The organism is Bacteroides sp. CAG:189, from assembly GCF_000432295.1.
In the GTDB taxonomy this organism is placed as follows: Bacteria; Bacteroidota; Bacteroidia; order Bacteroidales; family Bacteroidaceae; genus Bacteroides; species Bacteroides salyersiae.
Genome location: NZ_HF990962.1, coordinates 1 through 24,309, shown reverse-complemented (window position 1 = coordinate 24,309; position 24,309 = coordinate 1). Strand labels below are relative to the sequence as shown.

Genomic DNA, 24,309 nt, shown 5'->3' with positions numbered 1-24,309 from the left:
AGGAAAGAGTGCCGGTTTGACGATTACTCCTAACTCTTCAGGAGCTGGTGGCGGTTCTTCTAAAATAACGCTTCGTGGGCAAAGTTCTATTTTGGGTAATAATCAGCCGTTAATAGTCTTAGATGGTATTCCGATGTCAAATGGAATGTCGGGACAATCTCAAGAAATTCTGATGGCGGCTTCTCGTGACGGTGGTGATTTGTTGTCTACTATTAATCCAGATGATATCGCCAATATATCTATATTAAAAGGTCCTAATGCTGCTGCTTTATATGGTAGTGCGGCCAACAATGGTGTTATTATCATTACTACAAAGAGTGGACGTGAGGGGAAAGTCAAAATTGATTTTTCCAGTAATATAACTTTAGAAACACCTTTGGTTTATCCAGAACAGCAGAAAACTTTTGCTCCTGAAATCGTTGGTGGTGAGGTGCGTTATAATGCTTGGGGAAATAAGATCTCTGATATAACTGATGATCAATTAGCTATGTTTCCTTATTTAACAAAAAATCCCAGAAATAATGTAACAGATTTTTTTAAAACGGGGCAAACTTACAACAATTCCATTTCTTTGAATGGTGGAACAGAATATTCCAGTACTTATTTTTCTTATGGAAATACAACGCAGAAAGGGTTGATGGACAAAAATAAATTTGTGAGACATAATCTTCTTTTCAAACAAAGCTATAATCTGTTTAATGATAAGCTAAAGTTAGACTTATCATTGAATTATGTAACTCAGAAAACAATAAATCGTCCTGTTATTGGTAAAGCTAAAGGTTCACTTCCGGGATTATACCTTACTCCTTCTGCCGTAGATTTACGTTATTTTGATAAAAATAGAACTTATATTGCAGATAAAGATGATCCATTAGTATATAATCCGGCACTGGATCCGAATGTGGAAAATGATATTGTGAATCCTAATTTGGAAGGAGTGGCAGTACAAAATTTCCCGTGGGTAAATAACCCATATATCAATAATCCTTATTTTATGTTAGATGCGATCAATGATGAAGCTTTACGTGATCGTATTATGGCTTCTTTTACTGCTAAGTATCAGATTTTAAAAAGCTTGTCAGCTCAAGCCCGTGTGAGTTTGGATAAGACTCATGATGAAAATACAGTGCTTGAATTAGCTACTATTCGTGTGGCTAAAAATCAAACCTTAGGTGCTACGTACTGGGGATCAAGAGCTTCCCATCGTGAAATTTATTCGGATTATTTGTTGACATATACGGAGAAATTTAAAGAGAAAATTTCATTTAATGCTACAGTAGGTACCAGTTTTAAACGCATTAAAGATCATTCTATTTATATGACTAAGACGAATGATAATACATATGTTTCTCCAAATATACCTTATCCTATACCAGGAGCCTTGGGCTCTAACAAAGAGGGCTATAAAGGTACTTTATTAACTGGACAAGACCTGACCCCTACTACAAATTGGGAAACAGCTGTTTTTGCAACGGCACAAGTAGGATTTTGGGATAAAGGTTACATTGATGTCAGTTTCCGTAATGACTGGTCAAAGGCATTTCAGCAGTTCGCTACTCATGGTAAGTATAAAAGTTTTCCATACTATTCAGTAGGAGGTAATCTTTTATTAAAAGAATTGTTACCTTTTAATATGCCCAAACTTGACGCGATGAAGCTGAGGGCATCTTATAGTGTGGTTGGTAACTCTATCCCTGCGGAATTTTATGCTGCGCAGTTTGCAAATCCGTTAACAGGAACTATCGGAGCAAGAAATCCGACTTTTGATAATCCGAAACCTGAAACAACTCGGGCGTTCGAGGTTGGATTGGATGCGACATTATTTAATAATAAACTGAATTTAGACGTAACTATATATCAGAGTACTATGGAAAATCAGTTTATGAGAATAACTACAGCTACCGGCCAAACAAAGCCAATAAATTCAGGTAAAATTAGAAATCGCGGTATTGAGTTTACTACCAACTATAATGTCATTTCTACAAAAGATTTTAGATGGAGCACTGGTTTGAATTTATCTTATAATGATAATAAAATTATGGATACATATACTGCACCGGATGGAACAACTGATGATTGTATTATGAGTGCAAGCGGTGTGGAAATTCAGACTAAATTTATTAAAGGTGGATCTTATGGCGACTTGTACGGAAAGGATTTTGTATATGGCGATGATGGTAAAATTAAGATTCAAGACGGAAAACCCGTGTTGACAAGTGAATACAGTCGTTATTTAGGTAATACAAATGCTAAATTTAATTTCGGATGGAATAATACTTTTAGTTACAAAGATTTCTCTCTTTATTTTTTGGTTGATGGAAAGATAGGTGGAAAAGTAATTTCACTAACGCAGGCGGAAATGGATTTTGCAGGATTATCAGAGCGAAGTGCAGAAGCACGTTTAACAAATAATGGCATGGTAACTTTGCCTGATGGACAACAAATTACAGCCCGTAACTATTATGAAACTGTAGGTGGTGCTCATCTGGATTGCATTTATAAGGGGACAAATGTGCGACTTCGTGAAATCTCTTTAGGATATACATTCTATGATTTATTAGGCCCTTCCAAACATTTAACATTGTCTTTGATTGCACGTAATATCGGATTCTTGTATAAGGATTCACCAGTAGATCCGGATATATCTGCTACTGCTGCTAATGCTTTTGGCGGAGTCGATTCGTTTACACTACCGACTACCCGTAGTTTCGGTTTTAATATAAAATTAACCTATTAATTGATTTTTGAAGATGAAAAAAATATATAAATCAATATTCTTTTATGGCTTATTGGCTACCACCTCTTTAATAATGGGAAGTTGTGGGGATGCGTTTGATTATCCGGATTGGCAAATTATTGATGATAAGCAGAGTGATACTTCAGGAGGTGATGGAATTGATATGGGAGATGTTTCTGATGAGGTATTGGAAGGAGAACTACGCCAAGCAATGGAATATGTGATTGATTTTAGAGAACATAAATATCAATATCAGCGTAATACCAATATAGATGTATTTGCAGGATATTGCACTGTTTCAAAAAGTAAATTCGACTTTGGCCAACCTCTATATCATACGTATGATTATCCGAATGGGTATTATGGTGGTCCTCTCGGTGAGAGTCAGAAATTATTTCCGCAACTTTATCACGCTTATTTTTTTGCAGAAAGTCATGGAAATCCAGAATGGAAAGCAATCGCTCAAATTTTGTATGCTTACAGTATGCATGAATTAGTTGATTTCTTTGGTGTGATTCCTTATAATGACTATCGAAAATTGAAAGAGACCAATCCACTTGAATATTTGTCTTGTGAGGATACATATAAGGCAATCTTTACTGACTTGGAAGAGGCGATTGCTACTTTGAAAGAAAAAAAACCGTCTGCTGAAATGTTGAAACGGGTAGAAGGTGAAAAAGAAGGGTATTCAAAAGGTGATTGGAAGAATTGGGTGAGGTTTGCCAATTCTATACGGCTGAGAATGGCATTGAATATGGTAAAAGTGAATCCGGGAGACGCACAGACTATTGCGGAAAGTGCTGCTAATGATGAAATAGGGTTGCTTACTGAAGATTTTGGATTGCCTACGGATAATGGTAGTACTTATCAACATCCTCTTCATAAAATTAGTGCCGAGTGGGAGGATTCTCGTTTAGGAGCTTCTTTAGAAAACATCATGAAACGTTATAATAATCCGTTGCTTGAAGTGTGGTTTTCTAAAAATGGAGCGGTTATTAATTCTAAAACATCTGGTAAAAAAACACTGGATGTTGCAAAAGAGTGTGTCGGTATGCGTCAAGGATGCTCTGTTGACCCGAGCCCGGCAGAGAACGGTTACAAGGCATTCTCTAAATTTCAAGTGAAATATATGCCGCGTAATTTCTTTAAAGTGACTGAGGTCCTTTTTCTTCTTTCTGAAGCTAAATTGAGAAATTGGAATGTCGGGGGTACCAGTGCTAAGGATTTTTATGAGCAAGGTATCAGAAAGGTTTTTGAAGAGAATGGGTTATCTGGTGCGGCTGATGCTTATTTGAAACAGACGGCTGCTAATACGAAAATAGTTTATAAAGATTATTATCAGCCTGAATTTAGTGAAACGGATCAAACCCGTGGTGTGCAAGTTGGGGTAAAATGGGATGAGGGGGACTCTGACGAAGTGAAATTAGAGAAGATTGTCACTCAAAAGTATATTGCTAATTTCCCACAGTCAGCTGAGGCATGGACTACATTCCGTCGTACAGGATATCCCAGACTGTTTCCTGTTGTAGAAGAAGTGAACGGAGTGCCCAGGAATTGGCCGGATAAATCATTTGATAATGAATTGCAGATACGCCGTATCCCGTTTGGTGAAAGCACTTCGAATGAGCAAGTGAATATTCCTAATATTGAAGTTGCGCTTGGAGGAGATAATACCGCTGGTACTCGTGTTTGGTGGGATGTACCGACAGAAGGACGCGATGAAAATAATCGTATCATTCCAAAGAATTTTTAATAGCTAACTATTAATAAAAAAAATATGATAACTAAGAAATATGTATATTTTATCTTGACATTATTTACTGCCTGTCTAAGTTTGGTGGGTTGTAAAGATGATGATGTGGAATATGTTAAGATGTCTAAAACCGCAGTGACAGTATATCCAAATGAATCTTATCAATTTCAGGTACTTGCTGAAGGAGAAGATTTATTTCCGGGGACCGTTGTCTGGTCAATAAAAGATGAAACACCAGAAGAGGGCATACAAGGAAATGTCTTGACGATAGATGAGGCTGGTAAAGTAACGGGAGTTAATTATGGGCAGGCTGTTGTAAAGGCAACGCTTCAGGATGGGCGTTATTTGCTGGCGATTGTGACAGTAGCAGAACGTATTGGTCCAACTGACCCGACTTTCTCGTTTGAACAAAGTAAATATTATATTAATCCGAGTACTATTTCAGATTCATTGGTTCTAACTATTGATCCGGATTTATTGAAACTCTATCCATTAGAATTTATATCTTCTGATGAGGCGGTTCTGTTAGTGGATGATGCAAGCAAATTGCAAGAAACTACTCAAGAGGGTACCTATAAAATAGGTATTCATCCACAAAATGTGCAACAAGAAGAACCTATAAAGATAACGGCTAAGTTAGGGGGAGCAGAAATAGAATGTGAAGTATATGTAAAAGTAAAATTGTATTTATCGTTAATGTCTTTTACAGGAGCTGATATTACAGAGATTGAACAGAGCAGTTATAAATTTACTATTAATAATGATGATAAGGGGAAAGACACGATTGTAGTATATTATAAAGCATATCCGGATGACCAGACGACTATTAATAGCATTGATTTTAAAGTAACGACTTCAGGTGAAGGGTTGGTCGTGAATAAACGTGGACTTAGTGAAGAGGCTCCTGGAGAATATTTTATTGTAGTTACTTCCGGAGGAGTACCGGGGAATGCAGTTGTGACAGTGGAAGCGGAAGGGCGAAAAGTAACAGCAAGTTGTGAGATTTATGATAAGAACGACTATTATGTTGAATCTGTGACAATGCTTAATTCACAATATACAATAGAAGATGTTCTTTTCTATAATTTGTTTCCGGAAGTTGATGTAGCACCCTTTGGCATTACAGATTACTGGCCTATAAAGTGGTCTTCTTCTGATGAAAATATAGCAACGGTAGGCAGTGAAGGATTAGTTGTATTCCGCTCACCAGGGGAAGTGGATATTATTGCTACGTCAAGAGATAAGAGTGATAAATGCCATTTTATTGTTTTATTGAAGGTTACTTCTATTAGTTTTGTAGATGGAACTGCTTCTTATTATGCGGGTGAATCTTTCAAATTAGCTACTGAAGTAAAGGCTAATGTGAAAAATATTCCAGAAGATCGCTATACTTGGACTTCTTCTAATGAACAAGTCGCTACGGTGGATAATGAAGGAGTTGTAACTACTATTGCTGCAGGAAAGACTGCTATAGCAGTTTCAATAAAGGATGATAAAGGTAATACAGTGAAGGCGGAAAAGGAAATAACAGTGAAAGACGCTGGTATTATTGAAATTTATGATGTAACATTCGATGATAGATTCAGCTGGGAACGGCAAACAACAAAAGAACTTTTGATTTTTATTCCAGAAGAACTTGATCAAGGAGATTTCACAAATTATTTAATTTTCAATTTTGATCAGGACGTTAATTTGGAAGATGCACATACCTATACCATAGGTGCAGATTTGTCAGGTCAAGTCACGTATAGTTTGAATGATGAAACTGTAAGTTTATTGAGTGGTACATTGAAAGTGGAAAATGGGAAACTGGTCTTTAATTTGAAAGTTGGAATTGCTGGGAAACAGGCTACCATTAATGGTACTGTTAACTTGTAGAGCGTTTATATTTTCTGTTTAGTTCCGGAGTAGAAGTACTCCGGAATATAATCTAATTAATTTATATTTATGGGAAAAATCAGACATTATTATGTAGGGGCCTGCCTGTTAGTGAGTAGTGCGGCATTCGCCCAAGTTCCATCGCATTCGATGTATGTGAACGAAAGTAGTAAGAGTGTGCCTTTTTATGAAGCTTATTCTAATTGGCAACCGGGAACTCCTTTATTTTCAGATGCAGCAGCTGAAGATGAAGAATTCTTTATTTCTCGTGTGAAGCCTAAAGAACGTTTCACCAATTCGGCTACACAAGTTGATCCGGAAATGACTCCGGATAGAAAACTGATCTGGTGGTGTCCAATCGGTACTGCTGATGGTGGGGGGTGGAAATCACTTCCTTCTTACTTTTTTGATTCCGAAGTGTTTAGTATGTGGAGCTATGTGGATATTTATGGTAATTGGACTGCTCCTATGATTCGTATGGCCGGTGCTTTTACTGATATTTGCCATAAGAATGGCGTAAGAACATCGACGCTGGCTTCCGTGCCTTGGGCTTCAACAGTTACCGCTACTGATGGTGGCCATGGACAAACAATGAAAGCTATGATCGATGGTGGTGCAGATAAATTATTGAAATTTCTGCGTTATTATGGTATTGATGGAATAGGTTATAATTCAGAGTTTAGTATTGGTAGTGGTTTAAGTGCTGATGGATTGAAGACATTGTTGTCTCAGTGTTTTGCCAAGCGTGAAGCAGCAAAGTGGCCGTATTTTACGAATGCATGGTACTCTTTGATGACGAGCGGGGGAACCGTAGGGGGAGGTGATGCCCTTAGTTCTTCAAATCAAGATTGGTTCCACTGGAATGGAAATCCTACATCCGATGCATATTTTATGAATTATAACTGGGGTGCAAGTGGTTTGTCTACTTCTCAGAGTACAGCAAAAAGTTTTGCGGGACGTTCCTCTTATGATGTATATGGTGGTATGGACTTTCAAGGCAGATCTGTGGCCGATTGGATTGCTTTGAAGAATGCTGAAATATCTGTAGGTATTTGGGGAGCACACAATATGAATATGATTTTTGAAGGAAGAGGTGAGTTGGGATCTAGTCCGTTGACTAAACAAAAAACGTATCAGTTGATTAGTGAGAATGTATTTACAGGGTCTACTTATAATCCCGTAAATGATTTGAAAATCCAAAATATATTGAGACATTCTACCACTGCTACAGATTTCCATGGATTCTCTAAATTCATTACGGCACGTAGTGTATTAGCTTCCGATGATTTGGCTGCAGAGCCTTTTGTTACTTATTTTAATTTGGGTAACGGTACTTTCTTTAATGTGAAAGGTGAAACAACATTCAAAAATGAATGGTACAATATTGGTATGCAGGATTATTTACCTACATGGAGATGGTGGTTTACTGCCAATTTTATGGGAAGAGATGTGACAGATGTGCCGAGCAAAGGTTTGAAAGCAGAATTTACTTGGGACGATGCTTGGTTTGGTGGTTCTTGTCTTTCTATAGCAGGCCAAACAGATAGAGAATATCTTCATCTGTTTAAAACACAATATTCGCTGAAAAGTGGTGATGTGCTGACTATTCGTTATAAAGTTGTCAGCGGTACAGGTTCTGTAGCTGTTGCATGTTCTGCAGAAGGTAAGGAAGGTACAGAAGTTTCGGCTACTGTTGGAAATAATATTACTTCAAGCAAGGAATGGGTTGCAAAGACAATTAAAGTAGGTACGCTTCCCGGTACTTTGAGATTGAACAAAGAGACGCTTGCTATGCTCGGTTTAAGATTTGAAAAGACATCTGCGGATTTTAAAGTGTTGATTGGAGAAATTTCATTAACACGTTCTGATGCTCTAACTCCGAATCAGCCGATAATTACCAATCAGAAGTTGTTGGCTACCAATTATAAGGGATTGGATTTCAAAGTGTTCTTTAAGATGAAAGATCGTGATGCTGCTCATCCGGAAGATCCTATTTATAATGAAGATGTCAATACTTGGTATTATAAGATTTATATCCAACAAGAAGGTGGTGAACCTGTTATGTGTACGGCTACTACTTCATGGGCTGCTTATGTAGTGAGTGCTCCGTTTGATGTAAATGGTGATAAAAAGGTTAAGTTAGGAGTATCGGCTGTTGCTTTGGACGGTAAGAGTGAATCAGAAATTGCATGGACAGGATGGTTGGATACACCGGATAATTCAACTGTAGAAGGTATTGAAATCGATAAACCGGTGATTAAGAGTGGTGAGACATTTGCGATTAAATATATTGATCCGACTCATGCACCGGCTGATAAGTGGGAAATTCTGAATGCGCAGACAGGTGTTGTTGTAAAAGACTTCCCGAGTTCTGTATCACTTGAAACAGCTCTTAGTGAAATTGGTATTTATGATCTTCGTATTACTTCTGGGGAAAACATAGAATTACATCAAGCCTTGATTCAGATTTCTTCTGAAGAAGTAGGGGCTATGCCGGAAATAAAAACGCTGACGGCCAATGACAGCGATAGTCCCATTTCAATAGAAAAGGGTGATAAGGTAACATATAAATATATCGGACGTAATGCAGATGGATATGTTTCGCGTGGCTTAAGATTAAATGAAATTGCTTTTGGAGTTCCAGCCGATCAATTGAATTTTAATAGCCAGTCTCCTTTTACCATTGCTTTTTGGTTCAAACCGGCTGTATTTAATCACATAAGCGATGGTACGCATCTTTTAAATATACGTGCTGCTGAAGATCGTTGGCCCGATAGCGATTGGGGATGGCTTTGGACTCATATCCAAGCTTCGGATAATAAGTTATCGTTTAATTTGAAGAAAAAAGAATCTGGAGCAGGTTCGGAAACTAAAATTATAGCAGAGGACTTTACTTTTGTTCCTAATCAATGGTATCATTTGGCAGTTGTTGTTGATTATCAAAATGGACGTAATGTATCGTTATATGTTAATGGTAAGCTGATTAATTCCGGAGGTGGTATAACGAATGTAAAGGACTGGAAGAATTCTTATACGATTATGGTAGGTGGTATTGCTGCCAATAGAGCAGGCTTTGATGGATATTTAGATGAATTCCAATTATATAATAAAGGGCTGACTGCTGAAGAAGTGAAAAAGTCAATGGAGCATCAAACTGTAATACCGGAGTCGTTGATTGGCTACTGGGATTTTGAAACTGAACCGAATGAGAATAATGAAATTCTCAGTACAGGAAGTAATAAGACTTTAAAAGGTTATATGACCGAAATTAAGACAGTTTCCCAGGGTGTGAACCAATATGTTCCGGTAGATATCACTTATGGAACAGGTGCACCATTTATTTCTGGTAGTATCTTTAAAGTTGAAACTAAACCATCTTGGAAATTAGAAGAGGCTCAAATTCAAGGTGATATTACAGGAACGGGTGAAGCCGGTAGTGTAGTAGCAGCTTATCCTTCAGAAGGTGAATTCAACGCTATTTTGACATTGGAGAACGGTTGGGGATCAGTATCCAAAACTTATCGTTCGGTAACAGTGACAGATGGTGGAGTCGGTTTTGCTGATAACGAATTGGAAATTGCTTATAATGCTTACCCGAATCCGTTTGTAGATGAATTGAATATTCGTTTTGCAAACGAGGGTACATACGCTATTGAAGTATTTGATGCTGCAGGAAAAATGATTGATGCAAAAGAAACTACGGTAGCCGATGGCGAAAATATCCATTTAAGTGTAAATGGTGCTGCTGGTATTTATTTTATTAATATAAAACAGGATACTAAGATTCTAAAAGCATTGAAAGTAATAAAGAAGTAATATTAGGTATTAACCTCAATATTATATCTATATTTTGATAGAAGGGGAGCTGTTATTGTTATATAATGTAAATAATAACATATAGCAGCTCCTTTTGTTTTATCGTTTTCTAAACGTATAATTTTTTTGTTAAACTAAAAAATCTATTATTGAAAATGAAACATTACATTTCTTTGATTTCTATTTTGGTTCTGATGAGTATTCTACCGCTTTGGGGACAATCGGGACAATCATTGGTACTGAATGGTACGGATCAATTAATGAAAATCGCTTCTCATGATGACTTTAACGTCTCGGCAGAGGAGAGTTTTACCGTTGCGTGTTGGGTCAAGGTAAATCGGTGGTTAGATGGTCAACGGTTCGTTGCAAAACGGAGTATGACCGGTACTCCCAAAAGTGGATATGAATTATGGGGTGGACAAAGTTCAAGTAAATTTTATGCGAATAATGCTCCAAATACTGCTGGGAATCATGATAATTCTATGAGTGTATGGTCTACAGAATTTGGCAGTTTGGATACTTGGGCGCATGTTGCTTTTGTAGTGGATAGAGTAAATGGAAAAATGTATCTATATCATAACGGAAAGCAGGTTGGAAATTCCGGTATAAAAGATATTGGCCCGTGGTATGTGGAAAATGACTATGATGTTACTGTAGGAACCGGACGAGCTTCTGCAATGGAATATGCATATTATTTGAAAGGTGAAATTGATAATCTCCGTTTTTGGAAAAGAGCGTTGTCATTGGAGGAAATCAATGCAGATAAGGTAGATGAAATGCCTGCATCGGAAGGATTGGTCGCTGCCTATGATTTTGAAAATATTGACGGATTGACTGTTCCGGATGTCAGTGGAAACGGGCACAACGGAGTACTTGTGAATTATCCGGTTGATGGTCCTTGTAAAGTAGCTTCAGCTTCTGTTGTGCAGGATTCTAATTTTACTGGGCGTGGTAATGAGGATGAAGTGGTGCTAAAGGCGGTGTTGGATATGGAAGGAACGGATCCGGTTCAGTGCAATAAACTTACCTTGAACATGGATGGAACTACAAATGTACAGGATGTGAAAAGCATTAAGGTGTATTCTACTGGAAATATAAATAGTTTTGATGCTCGCTATGCTGCTGTTACCGCTACTTTATTAGGCAGTTGTAAGCCTGCTTCCGGAGAGATAAATTGTGAACTTACAGGTGAATTGACTTCGGGAACCAATTATTTATGGATTACATATGATATAGCTGATAATGCAACAGAAGGGAACAAAGTTGATGCAAATATAGTTTCTATCACTACTGCAGATGAAACATATGCTTTTACGGAAGGTTCAGTTGAAGGGGAACGTACTATCTTATTGAAGCGTAAACTGTTATTTGCACCTGGGGATGCCGGTTCAAAGAACTATAGAATTCCAGCGATTATTACTGCTGCAGATGGTTCTTTGGTTGTTGCAACAGACAAGCGTAAAAATAATCAAGGTGACTTGCCTGAAGATATTGACGTGGTTATAAGAAGAAGTGAGGATGGAGGTATCACATGGTCCGAACCGCAAACTATTGCTGAAGGAACAGGAGCACGTAGAGGATTTGGCGATGCCGGTTTAGTACATACGACGGAAGAAAATGGCCTTCTTTGTATTTTTGTAGGTGGTGAAGGTATTTTTAATAATTCATCTCCTTCGAATCCTACTCGTACTTATGTTTGTAAAAGTACGGATAATGGTAAAACTTGGAGCGCACCTCGTGATATCACTGAGCAGCTTTATGGAACGGCATGTACTGTTACCGAGAGACAGGGGTGGTATGCTTCTTTCTGTGCTTCGGGAAATGGATTATTGACAAAAAATGGACGGATTATGTTTGTAGCTGCTGTCCGTGAGAATTCAGCAAGCACTTTGTCTAATTTTGTTTACTATTCAGATGATAATGGAGAGACGTGGAATGTTTCCAAACGAGCTAAATTAGGCGGTGACGAATCTAAAGTTGTAGAGTTAAGTGATGGTACAATCCTAATGAGTATTCGTCGTCAGAGTAAAGGTCCCCGTTACTATACGAAATCGACTGATGGAGGTATTACATGGGGAGAAGTATCTGAGTGGACTGAAATGCTTGAACCGAATTGCAATGGTGATATAATTCGATATACTTCTGTTAATGATGGCTATGAGAAGAATCGTTTATTACACAGTATACCCAATGACGCTGCTAACAGACGGAATGTCTCAGTTTTTGTGAGTTATGATGAAGGGCAAACTTGGCCGGTTAAGAAGTCAATTTGTCCTACCGGATCGGCATATTCTTCATTGACAATTCTTCCTGACGGTACTATTGGAGCGTATGTAGAAGAAAATTATGATACAGATAATATGTCTCTCTATTTCAATAATTTTTCTTTAGACTGGTTGACTGACGGCGCAGATATTTATTATGCAGCTGGAGAAACGGAAGTTGTTAAGTCTCCTACTTTTTCGGCTCCGGAAGGGGAATATGAAAATTCTGTAGCGATTGAATTGACTACTGCTACTGATGGAGCATCTATCTATTATACATTAGATGGGAACACTCCAAACGAACGATCTATTTTGTATGAAGGATTGATTACGATTGAAGAGACAACTACTGTGAAAGCAATTGCAGTAAAAGATGGTTTGGCTAACAGTGAGATTGCAACCGCTACATATACTATTACTCATCCGGGAGAGTATTGTATCTGGGATGAAGATGCTTATCCAAGAACAAATACGGATCGTGTTGTTCAGTCATTGAGTGTAAGTGGGGCTTCACAGGGTGGCATAGCTCAAGATTTTACTACAGTAGTGGCCGGAATAGGTGCTAAAACTCAAAGTAAAATAAATTTTGATAATACGGCAGATGTTTTAAATGCCACTATCGGTAATGAACTGTTCTTAACGGTTGCTGATTTTAATCTATATTGGACACATTATTACGTGTATGTGGATTATAATCAGAATGGTGTTTTTGAATCGAACGAGGTGGTGTCGTATACACATTATAGTGAAGATGATGGGACTTATCATGATAGTAAAGGAGATGTTGTTGATGCAGGAAAAGTACAGAGAGATCTTCCCAGTTTTATAATACCCGATAATGCTAAATTAGGGGAAACGCGTATTAGATTTAAAGCCGATTGGAACAGTTTGGATCCATGTGGAGATGCAAGTTTGGCTAGTAATAGAGGTACAATCTGTGACTTCACCATTAATATTCATGAGGCTGTGATGGGGGTTGTTTCTTTTGAACAAACAGAAGGAGCCACATTGCAAATAATGAATGGAGAAGAGGAAGTTACTAATGGTACTCGTTTGCCTTTAGGTACAGTCCTTTCAGTGAATGCTGAAGTAACTTCTGATGATTATATAATACGTGCAATTTTGGTGAATGGTGAAGAACTTGAAAGCAATACATTTGTGTTGGCAGAAGATGCCACTGTTTCATTGGATATTATAAAAGGTAAACTTGTAAATTATCAGGTGGAAGGAAATGGAATACTTTCTGTATCAGATAATTCATCAAATGAGATTGCGAGTGGAGCAATTGTGTACAAAGGGTCGGTTGTAGTAATAAAAGTGACTCCGGATGAGAATTATCATGTAGAGAGCGTTTTGATAAATGGTGATGACAAGACAGAGGAATGTGTATCTGATGCTGGCTATTCTTTGGTAGTAAATGAGCATTTGGATATTATTGCGAAATTTGCAATTGATTCTTATTCATTGAATTATTCTTGTAATGAAGAGTTTGGAAAGATGATTGTGCAAAAATCGAATGGAGATGATGTAATTTCCGGAGACTTAATACCTTATAATGAAAAGGTGACATTTACACTTCAACCGGCTGTTAGATGTTATGTTGCAAGTGTAATGATTGATGGTGAAGAAAAGATGGATGAGATATTAACTAATAAATCATTCTCACTGAATATTACAAAAGAGACTACTGTTCAAGTGGTATATGAAGCCGAGAAATATTCCTTGACTTTGGCAAACGATACGCCAAAGAAAGGTAAACTAATGGTTAAAAGACTAAGTGACGACATCGAATTGGAGGATCAGAGTGAAATTATTTATGATGAGGAATTGCTTATTGCTTGGTTGCCTGAAGAGGGTTGTGAATTGGCTGAATTATGGATAAAAGAAGGTGAAGATGATGAATATGATTTAATTGAGGCTGGGCTGCTGGAAGAATTAGGTGATAGTAAAGAATTTTCTTATCAAGTATTCGCAAATGTTGCTCTTCGTGCAGTATTCAGTGGTACGGTTTCTATTACTAATACGGAAATAGCTAATACGACGGTCTATACAAAAGATGGAAAATTAATTGTTAAAGATGGAAAAGTTGGTTGTGAAGTATTTGTCTATGATGTTTTAGGTCAGGTTGTGAAATCTTTCATCATTGAGAATGCGTTAGAAACAGTTCAACTGGGAACAACATCCTCTTTATATCTGGTCAAGATTGTTGATGGAGCAGATTGTATTGTAAAAAAAGTAGGTAATATGTAAATGTCTTTTTGATGATTGTGAAGAATATCTGCTAATACAGTTGGGGATAACTGTAGCAGATTCCTGATGATGCATTCAGTTAATCACTGCAGGGTAAATCTTGTAGTGATTTTCTTTTATAATAGCTTAGGAATATCCCTGTTCAGATGAATAAAGCCGGTTTTGATTTGGTAATCGAAACCGGCTTCAATGTAGGGTATGTGGGTTTATGAACCTTTTCTGTTGTTTATGACGCGCATAGCTGCGGTATAAAATTCGCAGGGTACGGATAATAAAATACTGTTAGTTCCTTTGTCTTTCATTGAAACTTCAATGTAGGCTGCATTGAGAAGGTTTTTTACGCTGGTTGCTTCCCACGGACTACCGGTGAAAACGTCTACTTGGGAAATTTTTCTACTTGTGATCATCTGTTTCTGGTTTTTGTTGTATTCTGTTTGCAAATATAGAGCATGTTTTCAAGTCCAATGACGAATATTCGTTCAATCTTTAGAAGAATTGTTGCAAACGTTAGCAATTTAGGATATGAATTGCTCCAAATTTGTCTTTTTCGGTGACTGTTGATATTATGAGAAAACAAATATCCTTAAAAAGGAACCGGTTGCAGAAATGTAGCGATTTTCATTGATTCAAAGCGCATGTCATTCTTGCAACCGGTTTCCTGATATTTGAAAAGTGAAGTTTAAGGTATACTTTTATTTTTCATCGTTTTTCCGGATTTCCACACGACGTATTTTACCACTGATTGTTTTCGGAAGTTCATCAACGAATTCAATGACACGTGGATATTTGTATGGTGCGGTCACTTTTTTCACATGGTTTTGAAGTTCCTTTATTAGGCCTTCCCCTGCTTGTGCTTTATATTCCTTGGACAAAACGATGGTGGCTTTTACTACTTGTCCACGAATTTCGTCGGGTACTCCGGTAATGGCACACTCCACAACAGCCGGATGGGTCATTAACGCACTTTCCACTTCGAACGGACCGATGCGATAGCCGGAACTTTTAATGACATCGTCGGCACGGCCTACAAACCATAGATAACCGTCCTCGTCTTTCCAGGCCACATCACCGGTATAATAAATACCGTTGTTCCACGCTTCATGGGTACGGGCAGCGTCACGATAATACTCCTTGAAAAGTCCTAATGGCTTTCCTCTGTTTGTACGGATAACGATTTGCCCTTGCTCGCCGGCTTCTACCGAACGTCCGTCGTGGTCGATCAGATCCACATCATATTGCGGGTTAGGGACTCCCATGCTTCCCAGTTTCGGTTCCATCCAAGGAAAAGTAGCTACGGTCAGTGTTGTTTCTGTCTGTCCGAATCCTTCCATTAGTTTGATGCCTGTCAGCTTCTTGAAAGTGTCGAATACGGCGGGATTCAGTGCTTCACCGGCAATTGTACAATATTGCAATGAAGAAAGATCATATTTGGTCAGATCTTCATGAATAAGAAAGCGGAAGATGGTAGGTGGTGCACAGAGAGACGTGACGTGGTAATCTTGTATCTTTGTTAGGATGTCACCCGGGGTGAATTTTTCATGATCGTATACAAATATGTTAGCTCCGGCAATCCATTGTCCATATAACTTTCCCCATACGGCTTTCCCCCAACCTGTATCGGCTATGGTGAGGTGGAGACTTTTTGGGGTAAGGTTGTGCCAGAAACTACCTGTAACGATATGGCCTAACGGATAAGTAAAATCATGTGCTACCATTTTAGGCTCGCCGGTAGTGCCGGAAGTGAAATACATCAGTGAAATGTCATCGTTCGTATTCGGATGTTCAGGTTTTACGAACGGGGCTGCTCCTTGGATACCTTTATGGAAATCTTCAAATCCTTCAGGGATCTCGGGCCCTACGCTGACAAGTTTATGTACAGTCGGGCAATCGGGCATAGCTTCGATGATATGTTTGGTGATCACTTCTTCGCCGGCGGCAACGATCATTTTAATATCTGCGGCATTGCAGCGATATACGATATCTTTTTTAGTTAATAGGTGAGTTGCGGGGATTACCGTAGCTCCCAGTTTGTGTAACGCTATGATACTGAACCAAAATTCATACCGGCGTTTTAGAATCAACATTACCATATCGCCGCGTCCAATTCCCAATGACTGGAAATAAGAGGCCGTTATGTCTGTATAATGCTTCATATCGGCAAATGTGAACTGCACATGCTCGCCTTTATCGTTCGTCCACAGTAATGCAGACTTATTTGGCTCTTCGGCAGCCCAAGCATCTACTATATCATATCCGAAGTTAAAGTTTTCGGGTACGTTAATCTTAAGATTTTTGATAAAATCCTCCTGTGAGGAGAATGTTGTTTGTGATAAGAATCTTTCTACCATAATTAATATTACATGATGACGGCAAGGAAACGTACTGTTTTTCCATCGAGTGCTTTCATGCCGTGTGGGAGTTTTGAGTTGAAATAAAGACTGTCACCTTCGTTCAGTATCAGTTCTTTGCCTTCGATATTAATCAGCATACGTCCTTCAAGTACCAAGTTGAATTCTTGACCGGTATGGCTGTTGTAATGTATCGGTTCGTTATCCGGTTTCGGTTCAACGGTTACGATGAACGGATCAGCGCTCCGATTGATAAATCCTGCTGCTAATGATTGGTATTTGTATGCTCTGGTACGTTCGATACTTGTTCCTTTCCCGGCGCGGGTTAAAAAATAACTGCTCATTTTGGGCTCTTCACCAAACATGAGTGCATCCAGGGCGATACCATACTTACGTGCTATCTTTTGCAGCATACTTACTGAAATATCATATTCTCCTGTTTCTGCCAAACGGTATTCTTCGGCAGAGATATCACAATCGCGGGCAATGTCTTCTGCTGTAAGTTCCAGTACATCACGCAATCCGCGTAGTCGTTCGGCTATTTGCTTAATTTTATCATCCATGTATTTAATGAATTAATGTGTAAATGTTAATAGTTTGTTGGGGTGTTTTCATGCTCGTAATAATTCTTAATGGAGTTTGAGTTCTCATTTTTATTCCTGGCATTATTTAGAGGCCTTCATTGCTTTTATTATTGCCGAGGTAAATCCGGCATGTTCCAATTCGTTGATACCTTTAATTGTGATTCCACCGGGTGTTGTCACTTTGTCGATCTCAACACTGGGATGCGTATCTTTGTTTAACAACAATTCAGCCCCGCCTATTAGTGTTTGTGCAACCATTTTCATACCGTCCTTAGGTGCGATTCCCATTTCGATACCTGCCTGCATGGCGGCCTGTACATATTTCAGCACATAGGCAATACCACATGAAGTCAGCGCAGTTGCTGCTGCTATTTTACTTTCCGATATCATCATGGTCAGTCCCATCTCGTCGAACATATCAGTTAATAATTTCTTTTGTTTATCTGAAGCATTGCGAGCGGCTATAAGAGTCATGCTGGCACGTTCGGCAATGGCGGTATTGGGAATAACACGGAAAATCGGCATTTCCGGCTCACCACAAAAATGCGCTAAATCGTCGAAACAAATACCGGCGGCTAAAGACACGAGTATCTGTGTGCGTTTCAAACGGAGTGGTTCGAGTACCTCCTCTATTAACCAAGGTTTTACAGCAGCGATTACAATGTCGGCATTGCTTGCTGCATCCATATTGTTGTTCGTTGTTTTAATGTTGGGAAAGTCGACTTTTAGTTTCTCCAATTTCCCATTCGTTGGGTTGGACACAACAATTTCATGTCCTTGAACCAAATATCCCTGGGCTAAACCGCGTGCAATGGCAGAGCCCATATTTCCTGCACCAATGATAGCTACTTTCATAATTTGATGTTATTTAGTACGTTGGAGACAAAGGTAAATGTAAAAAGTGAAAATTCGAATAATTGTGGCAGGTATTTTTCTTGTGGAAAATTGATTTTATGAATTTATATGCTAATTTTGTTCGGTAATTATAGGAATACCAGTGACTTATAAGATAAGAGTGTATGCTTTTCCTACATAAGAGTCTATACTTTATTTTGAGAGGTCGTTTCGTTTGAAAGGACAGTAGGAAGGTTGTTTTTCCGGATATAAAATAAATGCCGGTATAATCTCTGAATAGAAGACGATATACCGGCATTTTTATTGTTAAAGTACTTTCTTGAATCTGATGAGGAATTCATCTGCTTCTGCTTTGCTGAGGCAGAGAGGGGGTAATAGTCGGATAACATTTGTTCCACTGGCTCCGGTGAATACTTTCTGTTCATGGATGAGACGGCTGCGAATTTCTTTTACCGGCTGTTCGAACTCCATGCCAATCATAAGTCCGCATCCGCGTACTTCTTTGATTTGTGGGAATTTTTTCAATTCTTCCAATAAGTAAGCACCGATGTTGGCTGCATTTTCGATCAGACGATCTTGCTCAATGACGTCCATAACTGCTAATGCCGCAGCACAGGCCAAGTGATTTCCTCCGAAAGTCGTTCCTAACATACCGTAAACCGGTTTGAACATCGGGCTGATGAGTACACCGGCCATTGGAAAACCATTGGCGATACCTTTGGCTACTGTGATAATGTCGGGTTTGATTCCTGCATATTGGTGCGCAAAAAATCTACCGCTACGTCCGTAGCCACTTTGAATTTCATCAAGGATAAATACGGTCCCATTCTCTGTACATGCCTTACGTAGCTCTTGCAAGAATTCTGCAGTCGGTATTTTAATACCTCCTACTCCCTGAATACCTTCGATGATAACAGCACAGACATCTCCTTTGGCCAGTTCGGCTTTCATTGCTTCCGTATCGTTCAGAGGAAGATAAGTGATATGTCCGTTCGCATTGATGGGAGCGATAATTTTAGGATTATCGGTCGCTTCTACAGCCAGTGAAGTACGTCCGTGGAAAGCTTTGGAGAAAGAAATCACTTTGGTCCGTCCGGTATGGAAAGAGGCCAGTTTCAAGGCATTTTCGTTTGCTTCCGCACCACTGTTGATCAGGAATAGTGAGTAATCGTCATAACCGGAAATCTTTCCCAAGCGTGCAGCCACTTCCTGTTGCAGCTTGTTGATAACCGAGTTGGAATAAAAGCCGAGTTTTGCCACTTGGCTGCTAATCATCTCTATATAGTGCGGATGGGCATGTCCGATGGAGATAACGGCATGGCCTCCGTAGAGGTCGAGATATTCTGTTCCGTTTTCATCCCATACATGGCAACCTTTTCCTTTTACTATGTTTATGTCGAATAAAGGATATACATCGAATAGGTTCATGATGATATTTACGATTTTATGATTTACAATTAGACGATTGGAGTTACTACTATTAATTTTACGATTTACAATTGAAGTAACTCCAATCGTCTAATTGTAAATCGTCCAATCGTCAATCTAAAAAGCCGATGGCTTTAACCGGAGACCTACCGTCTCTTCCAGATTGAACATCAGGTTCATATTGTGTACTGCTTGTCCGCTGGCACCTTTCAACAGGTTGTCGATGCATGAGATAATAAGCAGCTTATCTCCGTGTTTCTCCAGATGTATCAGGCATTTGTTGGTGTTGACCACTTGTTTGAGATCGATGTTTTTGTCTACGATGTGTACAAATGAGTCTTTTGCGTAATATTCCTCATACATGCGTACGATTTCTTCCAATGCTACTTTGGTTTTTACCACTAACGTGGCAAAGATACCCCGTGGAAAATCACCCCGGTAAGGGATAAAATCAATCTCTGAGTCGAAACTGTTTTGAAGTTGTTTCAGCGATTGTTTGATTTCGGGTACATGTTGGTGGTCAAAGGCTTTGTACACACTCATGTTGTTATTACGCCAACTGAAATGACTGGTGGCACCAGGTTTTACTCCCGCTCCCGTGCTTCCTGTGATAGCATTTACCATGATGTCGTCATTCAGCATCAAGTGTTTGGCCAATGGAAGAAGTCCTAATTGGATGCAGGTTGCAAAACATCCCGGATTGGCTACATGCTTGGCCGTACAGGTGGCACGACGGTTCAATTCTGGCAATCCGTAGATGAAGTCATGATCCGGTGATGCGATACGATAATCCATTGAAAGATCGATAATTTTCAGATCTTCCGGTATATTATGGCTTTCGATAAATTTCTTTGTATCGCCGTGGGCGGTACAAAAGAAAAGTACGTCGATTTCTTCCAGAGGAAGTGCATCGGTAAAAGTCAGATCACATTCTCCGTAGAGTCCTTCGTGTACATCGGTAATCTTATTACCGGCATTACTGCTGCTGTTGATAAATACTATTTCTGTCTCGGGGTGATTGATAAGTAGGCGGATAAGTTCACCCGCCGTATATCCTGCTCCACCAATAATTCCTGCTTTTATCATAATAGTTGAAAGCTTATTTAGTTGAAAGTTGAAAGTTGAGAATTGAAAATTGGGAGTTGAAAGCTGGCTTGCACTATTGAACTGCATAGTAGCTTTCAACTCTCAACTTTCAACTAAACCTCGTGGTTTGCATAATAAACGCGTAGCGGAGTGGAAGTTACTTTGATAAATCCTTTCGCGTCTTCCGCAGTCCAGCCTTTCTGCATTTCGCCATATTCGCCAAATTTAGTTTTTACTAAATCATCTTCAGATTCTACGCCTACGGTAGAGAAAGACAATGGGCGGAGTTCAAGAATTGCCGTACCGTTTACATTGCGCTGCGACTCCTGCAGCATGGCTTCGATGTCGCGCATTACAGGTTCCAGGTACTGGCTTTCGTGGAGGAACATACCATACCAGTTGGCTACTTGATCTTTCCAGTATTGTTGCCATTTGCTCAGCGTATATTTTTCGAGGAAGCGGTGTGCACCGATAATCAACATCGGAGCGGCTGCTTCAAAACCTACGCGACCTTTAATACCGATGATTGTATCGCCCACATGCATGTCGCGTCCAATACCGTAAGGAGCGCCAATCTCTTCTACCTTCTGGATGGCGGCAATTTTGTCTTCAAAAACTTCTCCGTTTACGGCATGAAGTTCTCCCTGTTTAAATTCAAGACGTAACTGTTCGCTTCCTTCCTTCTGCACCTGTTTCAAGTATGCTGTTTCGGGTAGCCCCTGTGCCGAGTCGAGAATTTCGCCGCCACAGATGGAAGTACCCCACAATCCGACATTATAGGAATATTTCAGTTTGGTAAAGTCTGCACTGAAACCGTTTTTATTCAAGTAGTCTATTTCTTCCTGACGGCTCAATGCCATGTCACGGGTCAATGTGATGATTTCCACACCCGGAGCCAGTACAAGGAAAGTCATGTCAAAACGAATCTGATCGTTGCCGGCACCGGTGGAACCATGGGCGATGGCATCCGCACCGATTTCGTTGGCATAACGTGCGATAGCCAATGCTTGGAATATACGTTCCGAACTGACGGAAATAGGATAAGTACCGTTACGCAGTACGTTTCCGAATATCATGTATTTCAAGCTTTTCTCGTAGTATTCTTGGGTCACGTCCAGTGTAACGTATTTCACAGCTCCTAACTTGTATGCGTTTTCTTCATTCTGTTTCAACTGTTCATCGCTGAAACCACCCGTGTTGGCACAAGCCGCATACACCTCATAACCTTTCTCCTTAGCCAGATACATTACGGTAAACGAGGTATCTAATCCCCCGCTGAATGCAACTACCACTTTCTTTTTCTGTTCCATGATCTTAATAATTAGTTAATGCCCCGATTGTTCTATTGACGATGCGGTACATTATATTATTTTAATTCTTTTCTTTCTCTATTAATTGGCATATTGGCACATTGACCAATCGGCACATTATTCTTCTTCTTTATGTTTCTCCGGATCGTAAAGCATTGCCGTACAAATACAGAATTTCCGGTTTTTGGCTACCAATATATCATGGTTGATACAACCTTCGCAGCCGCGCCAGAATGCTTCGTCATCCGTCAGTTCGTTGAACGTGACGGGTACATAACCGAGTTCCGTATTCATTTTCATAACGGCGGCACCACTGGTCAGACTGAATATTTTGGCCCATGGCCAACGCAGGCGGGCGAGTTTGAAAGAAGCTTGTTTGATACGTTTTGCCAGTCCCAAACCGCGATAGTCTGGGTGTACGATCAATCCCGATGTCGCTACATATTGTTTATTACCCCACGATTCTATATAAGTGAAGCCTGCAAATTTATCTCCCTCCAGGGCGATAATGGCTTTCCCTTCTTTCATCTTGGTTGCAACATATTCGTGTGTACGTTCTGCAATTCCTGTCCCGCGTACTTTCGCTGCATTTCTGATTGTCTCCAAAATAGTGTCAACGTAAACCTCATGTGAGGCGTCGGCTACCATCACATCTATTTTTTGAGTCTCCATTTCTTTAATAAGTGTCGAGTATATAGTTATCTGTTTATTGTATATTCGGAATAATAAGTGACAGGAAGTTTCGTACCATTTTAGGCTCGGCACCTTCACGCAATACAAGCATGATGGTGTCATCGCCGGCAATGGTTCCTAATATATCGCCGAACTCACGATTGTCGATATCATAAGCCATACTGCTGGCGTATCCGGGACGTGTTTTGATTACAGCTATGTTGCCGGAAAACTGCAGGGAGACGAAGCCATTGTTCATTAACATCTCGGTGGCACTTTGGTCACCAACACGTTTGTACATGATGTCATTAGGCAATACGTATACATATTTACCGTTCATGCTGGCTGCTTTGGCTACTTTCAATTGCTTCAAATCACGTGAAAGAGTGGCTTGCGTCAGTTCAAAACCTTCGGCTGCAAGAGCCTGTAACAACTCTTCCTGTGAACCTACCTCTTTGCTTGAGATAATCATTTTGATAGCGTCTAATCGGTTTGCTTTCTTCTTCATCTTGTATAATTATTCTAAGAATGGCGCAAAAGTATGCAATAAATTGGAAAAATGATGCATAAAACCAAACTTTTTTATTCTTTTTATACATAAAAGCGGAATTTATTCAAGAATGGTTATAATAAAGGAGGGGATGAAGGTGGCGGATTGGCATGACAGCATAAATAGATACATAATGTCTAATAAGTTTTTTATTAGTCTCTGTGTTTGTATTGTAGATATAATGGCTGTGTTATTACATTTGATTTACGGACAACAACTATATGACAGGTGTTTTGTGTGAAATAATTCGGGTTTTGTTGTGATTTCAGATATGTATGGTAGTTGGAAAAGGGGGATAAGGGAATTGTTTAAGAAGTGAAAAAATATAACATTTATGTGTGCTGTTAAAGTGTTGGTTGTAAGTATGTTATGTGGGGCAAAATTTATCCGTAGAGAATCGGCTCGTTCCTCTACGATGAATGCCTCGTTTCTCTACGAGAAACTTGGCATTTTATTATAACTTATTGTAAATCAGAAGGAGATTACAGTGCTTAAAAGATGCAGGTAACGATTTAGTAGCAAAAGTTTTGCTTTGGGTTACACAGTTTTGCATAGTTTCAAATAACTCATATACAAATGTAGGCAATATTTGGAATATAACAAAATATATGAATCCAAAATTATTCTCGGCTATTTTTGTCCTGTTTTGGCATTTTCGACCTTTCAAAGCGGTTACTCAATAGTCGAGTAAACAGATGATAGTCTAAAAGAGTGGAATGAAATTCTGATATCACTTATAGCTAGGACGATGGATGTTCTTGAATGCTCTCAAGAGTTC

Annotated in this window: 14 protein-coding genes; 5 read left to right on the top strand and 9 right to left on the bottom strand. The window is 39.2% G+C overall.

Annotated features, from left to right (window positions below; genetic code table 11):
• From QVP90_RS00145 to QVP90_RS00125, 5 genes are all read left to right on the top strand, one after another.
• On the top strand, positions 1–2,737 hold a 2,737-nt coding region (locus tag QVP90_RS00145; protein ID WP_288203549.1), incomplete at its 5' end, for a SusC/RagA family TonB-linked outer membrane protein.
• 13 nt (positions 2,738–2,750) lie between these two features.
• Positions 2,751–4,490, top strand: a complete 1,740-nt coding sequence (locus tag QVP90_RS00140) for a SusD/RagB family nutrient-binding outer membrane lipoprotein (RefSeq protein ID WP_007479011.1) — start codon at positions 2,751–2,753, stop codon at positions 4,488–4,490.
• A 24-nt stretch (positions 4,491–4,514) separates the two neighbouring features.
• Positions 4,515–6,368 carry an Ig-like domain-containing protein gene (locus QVP90_RS00135; RefSeq protein ID WP_005926731.1) on the top strand — a complete coding sequence of 618 codons (1,854 nt, stop codon included), beginning with the start codon at positions 4,515–4,517 and terminating at the stop codon, positions 6,366–6,368.
• Positions 6,369–6,437: 69 nt separating this feature from the next.
• Positions 6,438–10,184, top strand: a complete 3,747-nt coding sequence (locus QVP90_RS00130; protein ID WP_021935350.1) for an endo-beta-N-acetylglucosaminidase — start codon at positions 6,438–6,440, stop codon at positions 10,182–10,184.
• A gap of 155 nt (positions 10,185–10,339) precedes the next feature.
• On the top strand, positions 10,340–14,698 hold the full coding sequence (locus QVP90_RS00125; protein ID WP_021935349.1) for an exo-alpha-sialidase: 4,359 nt from the start codon (positions 10,340–10,342) through the stop codon (positions 14,696–14,698).
• A gap of 206 nt (positions 14,699–14,904) precedes the next feature.
• Here QVP90_RS00125 and QVP90_RS00120 read toward each other — a convergent pair whose 3' ends face one another.
• The 9 genes from QVP90_RS00120 to argR all read right to left on the bottom strand — a co-directional run bounded on the left by QVP90_RS00120 (position 14,905) and on the right by argR (position 23,489).
• The gene (locus tag QVP90_RS00120; protein ID WP_005926722.1) at positions 14,905–15,105 is read right to left on the bottom strand and encodes a DUF2007-related protein; all 201 of its coding nucleotides are present in this window, start codon (positions 15,103–15,105) and stop codon (positions 14,905–14,907) included.
• Between the two features lie 285 nt (positions 15,106–15,390).
• Positions 15,391–17,046 carry an AMP-binding protein gene (locus tag QVP90_RS00115; protein WP_021935348.1) on the bottom strand — a complete coding sequence of 552 codons (1,656 nt, stop codon included), beginning with the start codon at positions 17,044–17,046 and terminating at the stop codon, positions 15,391–15,393.
• An 8-nt stretch (positions 17,047–17,054) separates the two neighbouring features.
• Positions 17,055–17,609 carry a helix-turn-helix domain-containing protein gene (locus QVP90_RS00110; protein ID WP_005926717.1) on the bottom strand — a complete coding sequence of 185 codons (555 nt, stop codon included), beginning with the start codon at positions 17,607–17,609 and terminating at the stop codon, positions 17,055–17,057.
• 102 nt (positions 17,610–17,711) lie between these two features.
• Entirely contained in the window at positions 17,712–18,485 is a 774-nt protein-coding gene (gene proC, locus QVP90_RS00105; protein WP_021935347.1) for a pyrroline-5-carboxylate reductase, read from the bottom strand.
• A 306-nt stretch (positions 18,486–18,791) separates the two neighbouring features.
• Entirely contained in the window at positions 18,792–19,913 is a 1,122-nt protein-coding gene (locus QVP90_RS00100) for an aspartate aminotransferase family protein (RefSeq protein WP_005926711.1), read from the bottom strand.
• A gap of 117 nt (positions 19,914–20,030) precedes the next feature.
• Positions 20,031–20,999, bottom strand: coding sequence for an N-acetyl-gamma-glutamyl-phosphate reductase (gene argC / locus QVP90_RS00095; protein WP_005926708.1), 969 nt, complete (start codon positions 20,997–20,999; stop codon positions 20,031–20,033).
• A gap of 113 nt (positions 21,000–21,112) precedes the next feature.
• Positions 21,113–22,309 carry an argininosuccinate synthase gene (locus QVP90_RS00090; RefSeq protein WP_005926705.1) on the bottom strand — a complete coding sequence of 399 codons (1,197 nt, stop codon included), beginning with the start codon at positions 22,307–22,309 and terminating at the stop codon, positions 21,113–21,115.
• A 117-nt stretch (positions 22,310–22,426) separates the two neighbouring features.
• On the bottom strand, positions 22,427–22,981 hold the full coding sequence (locus QVP90_RS00085) for a GNAT family N-acetyltransferase (protein WP_005926702.1): 555 nt from the start codon (positions 22,979–22,981) through the stop codon (positions 22,427–22,429).
• A gap of 34 nt (positions 22,982–23,015) precedes the next feature.
• Entirely contained in the window at positions 23,016–23,489 is a 474-nt protein-coding gene (argR, locus tag QVP90_RS00080) for an arginine repressor (RefSeq protein ID WP_005926699.1), read from the bottom strand.
• Between the last annotated feature and the right edge of the window lie 820 nt (positions 23,490–24,309).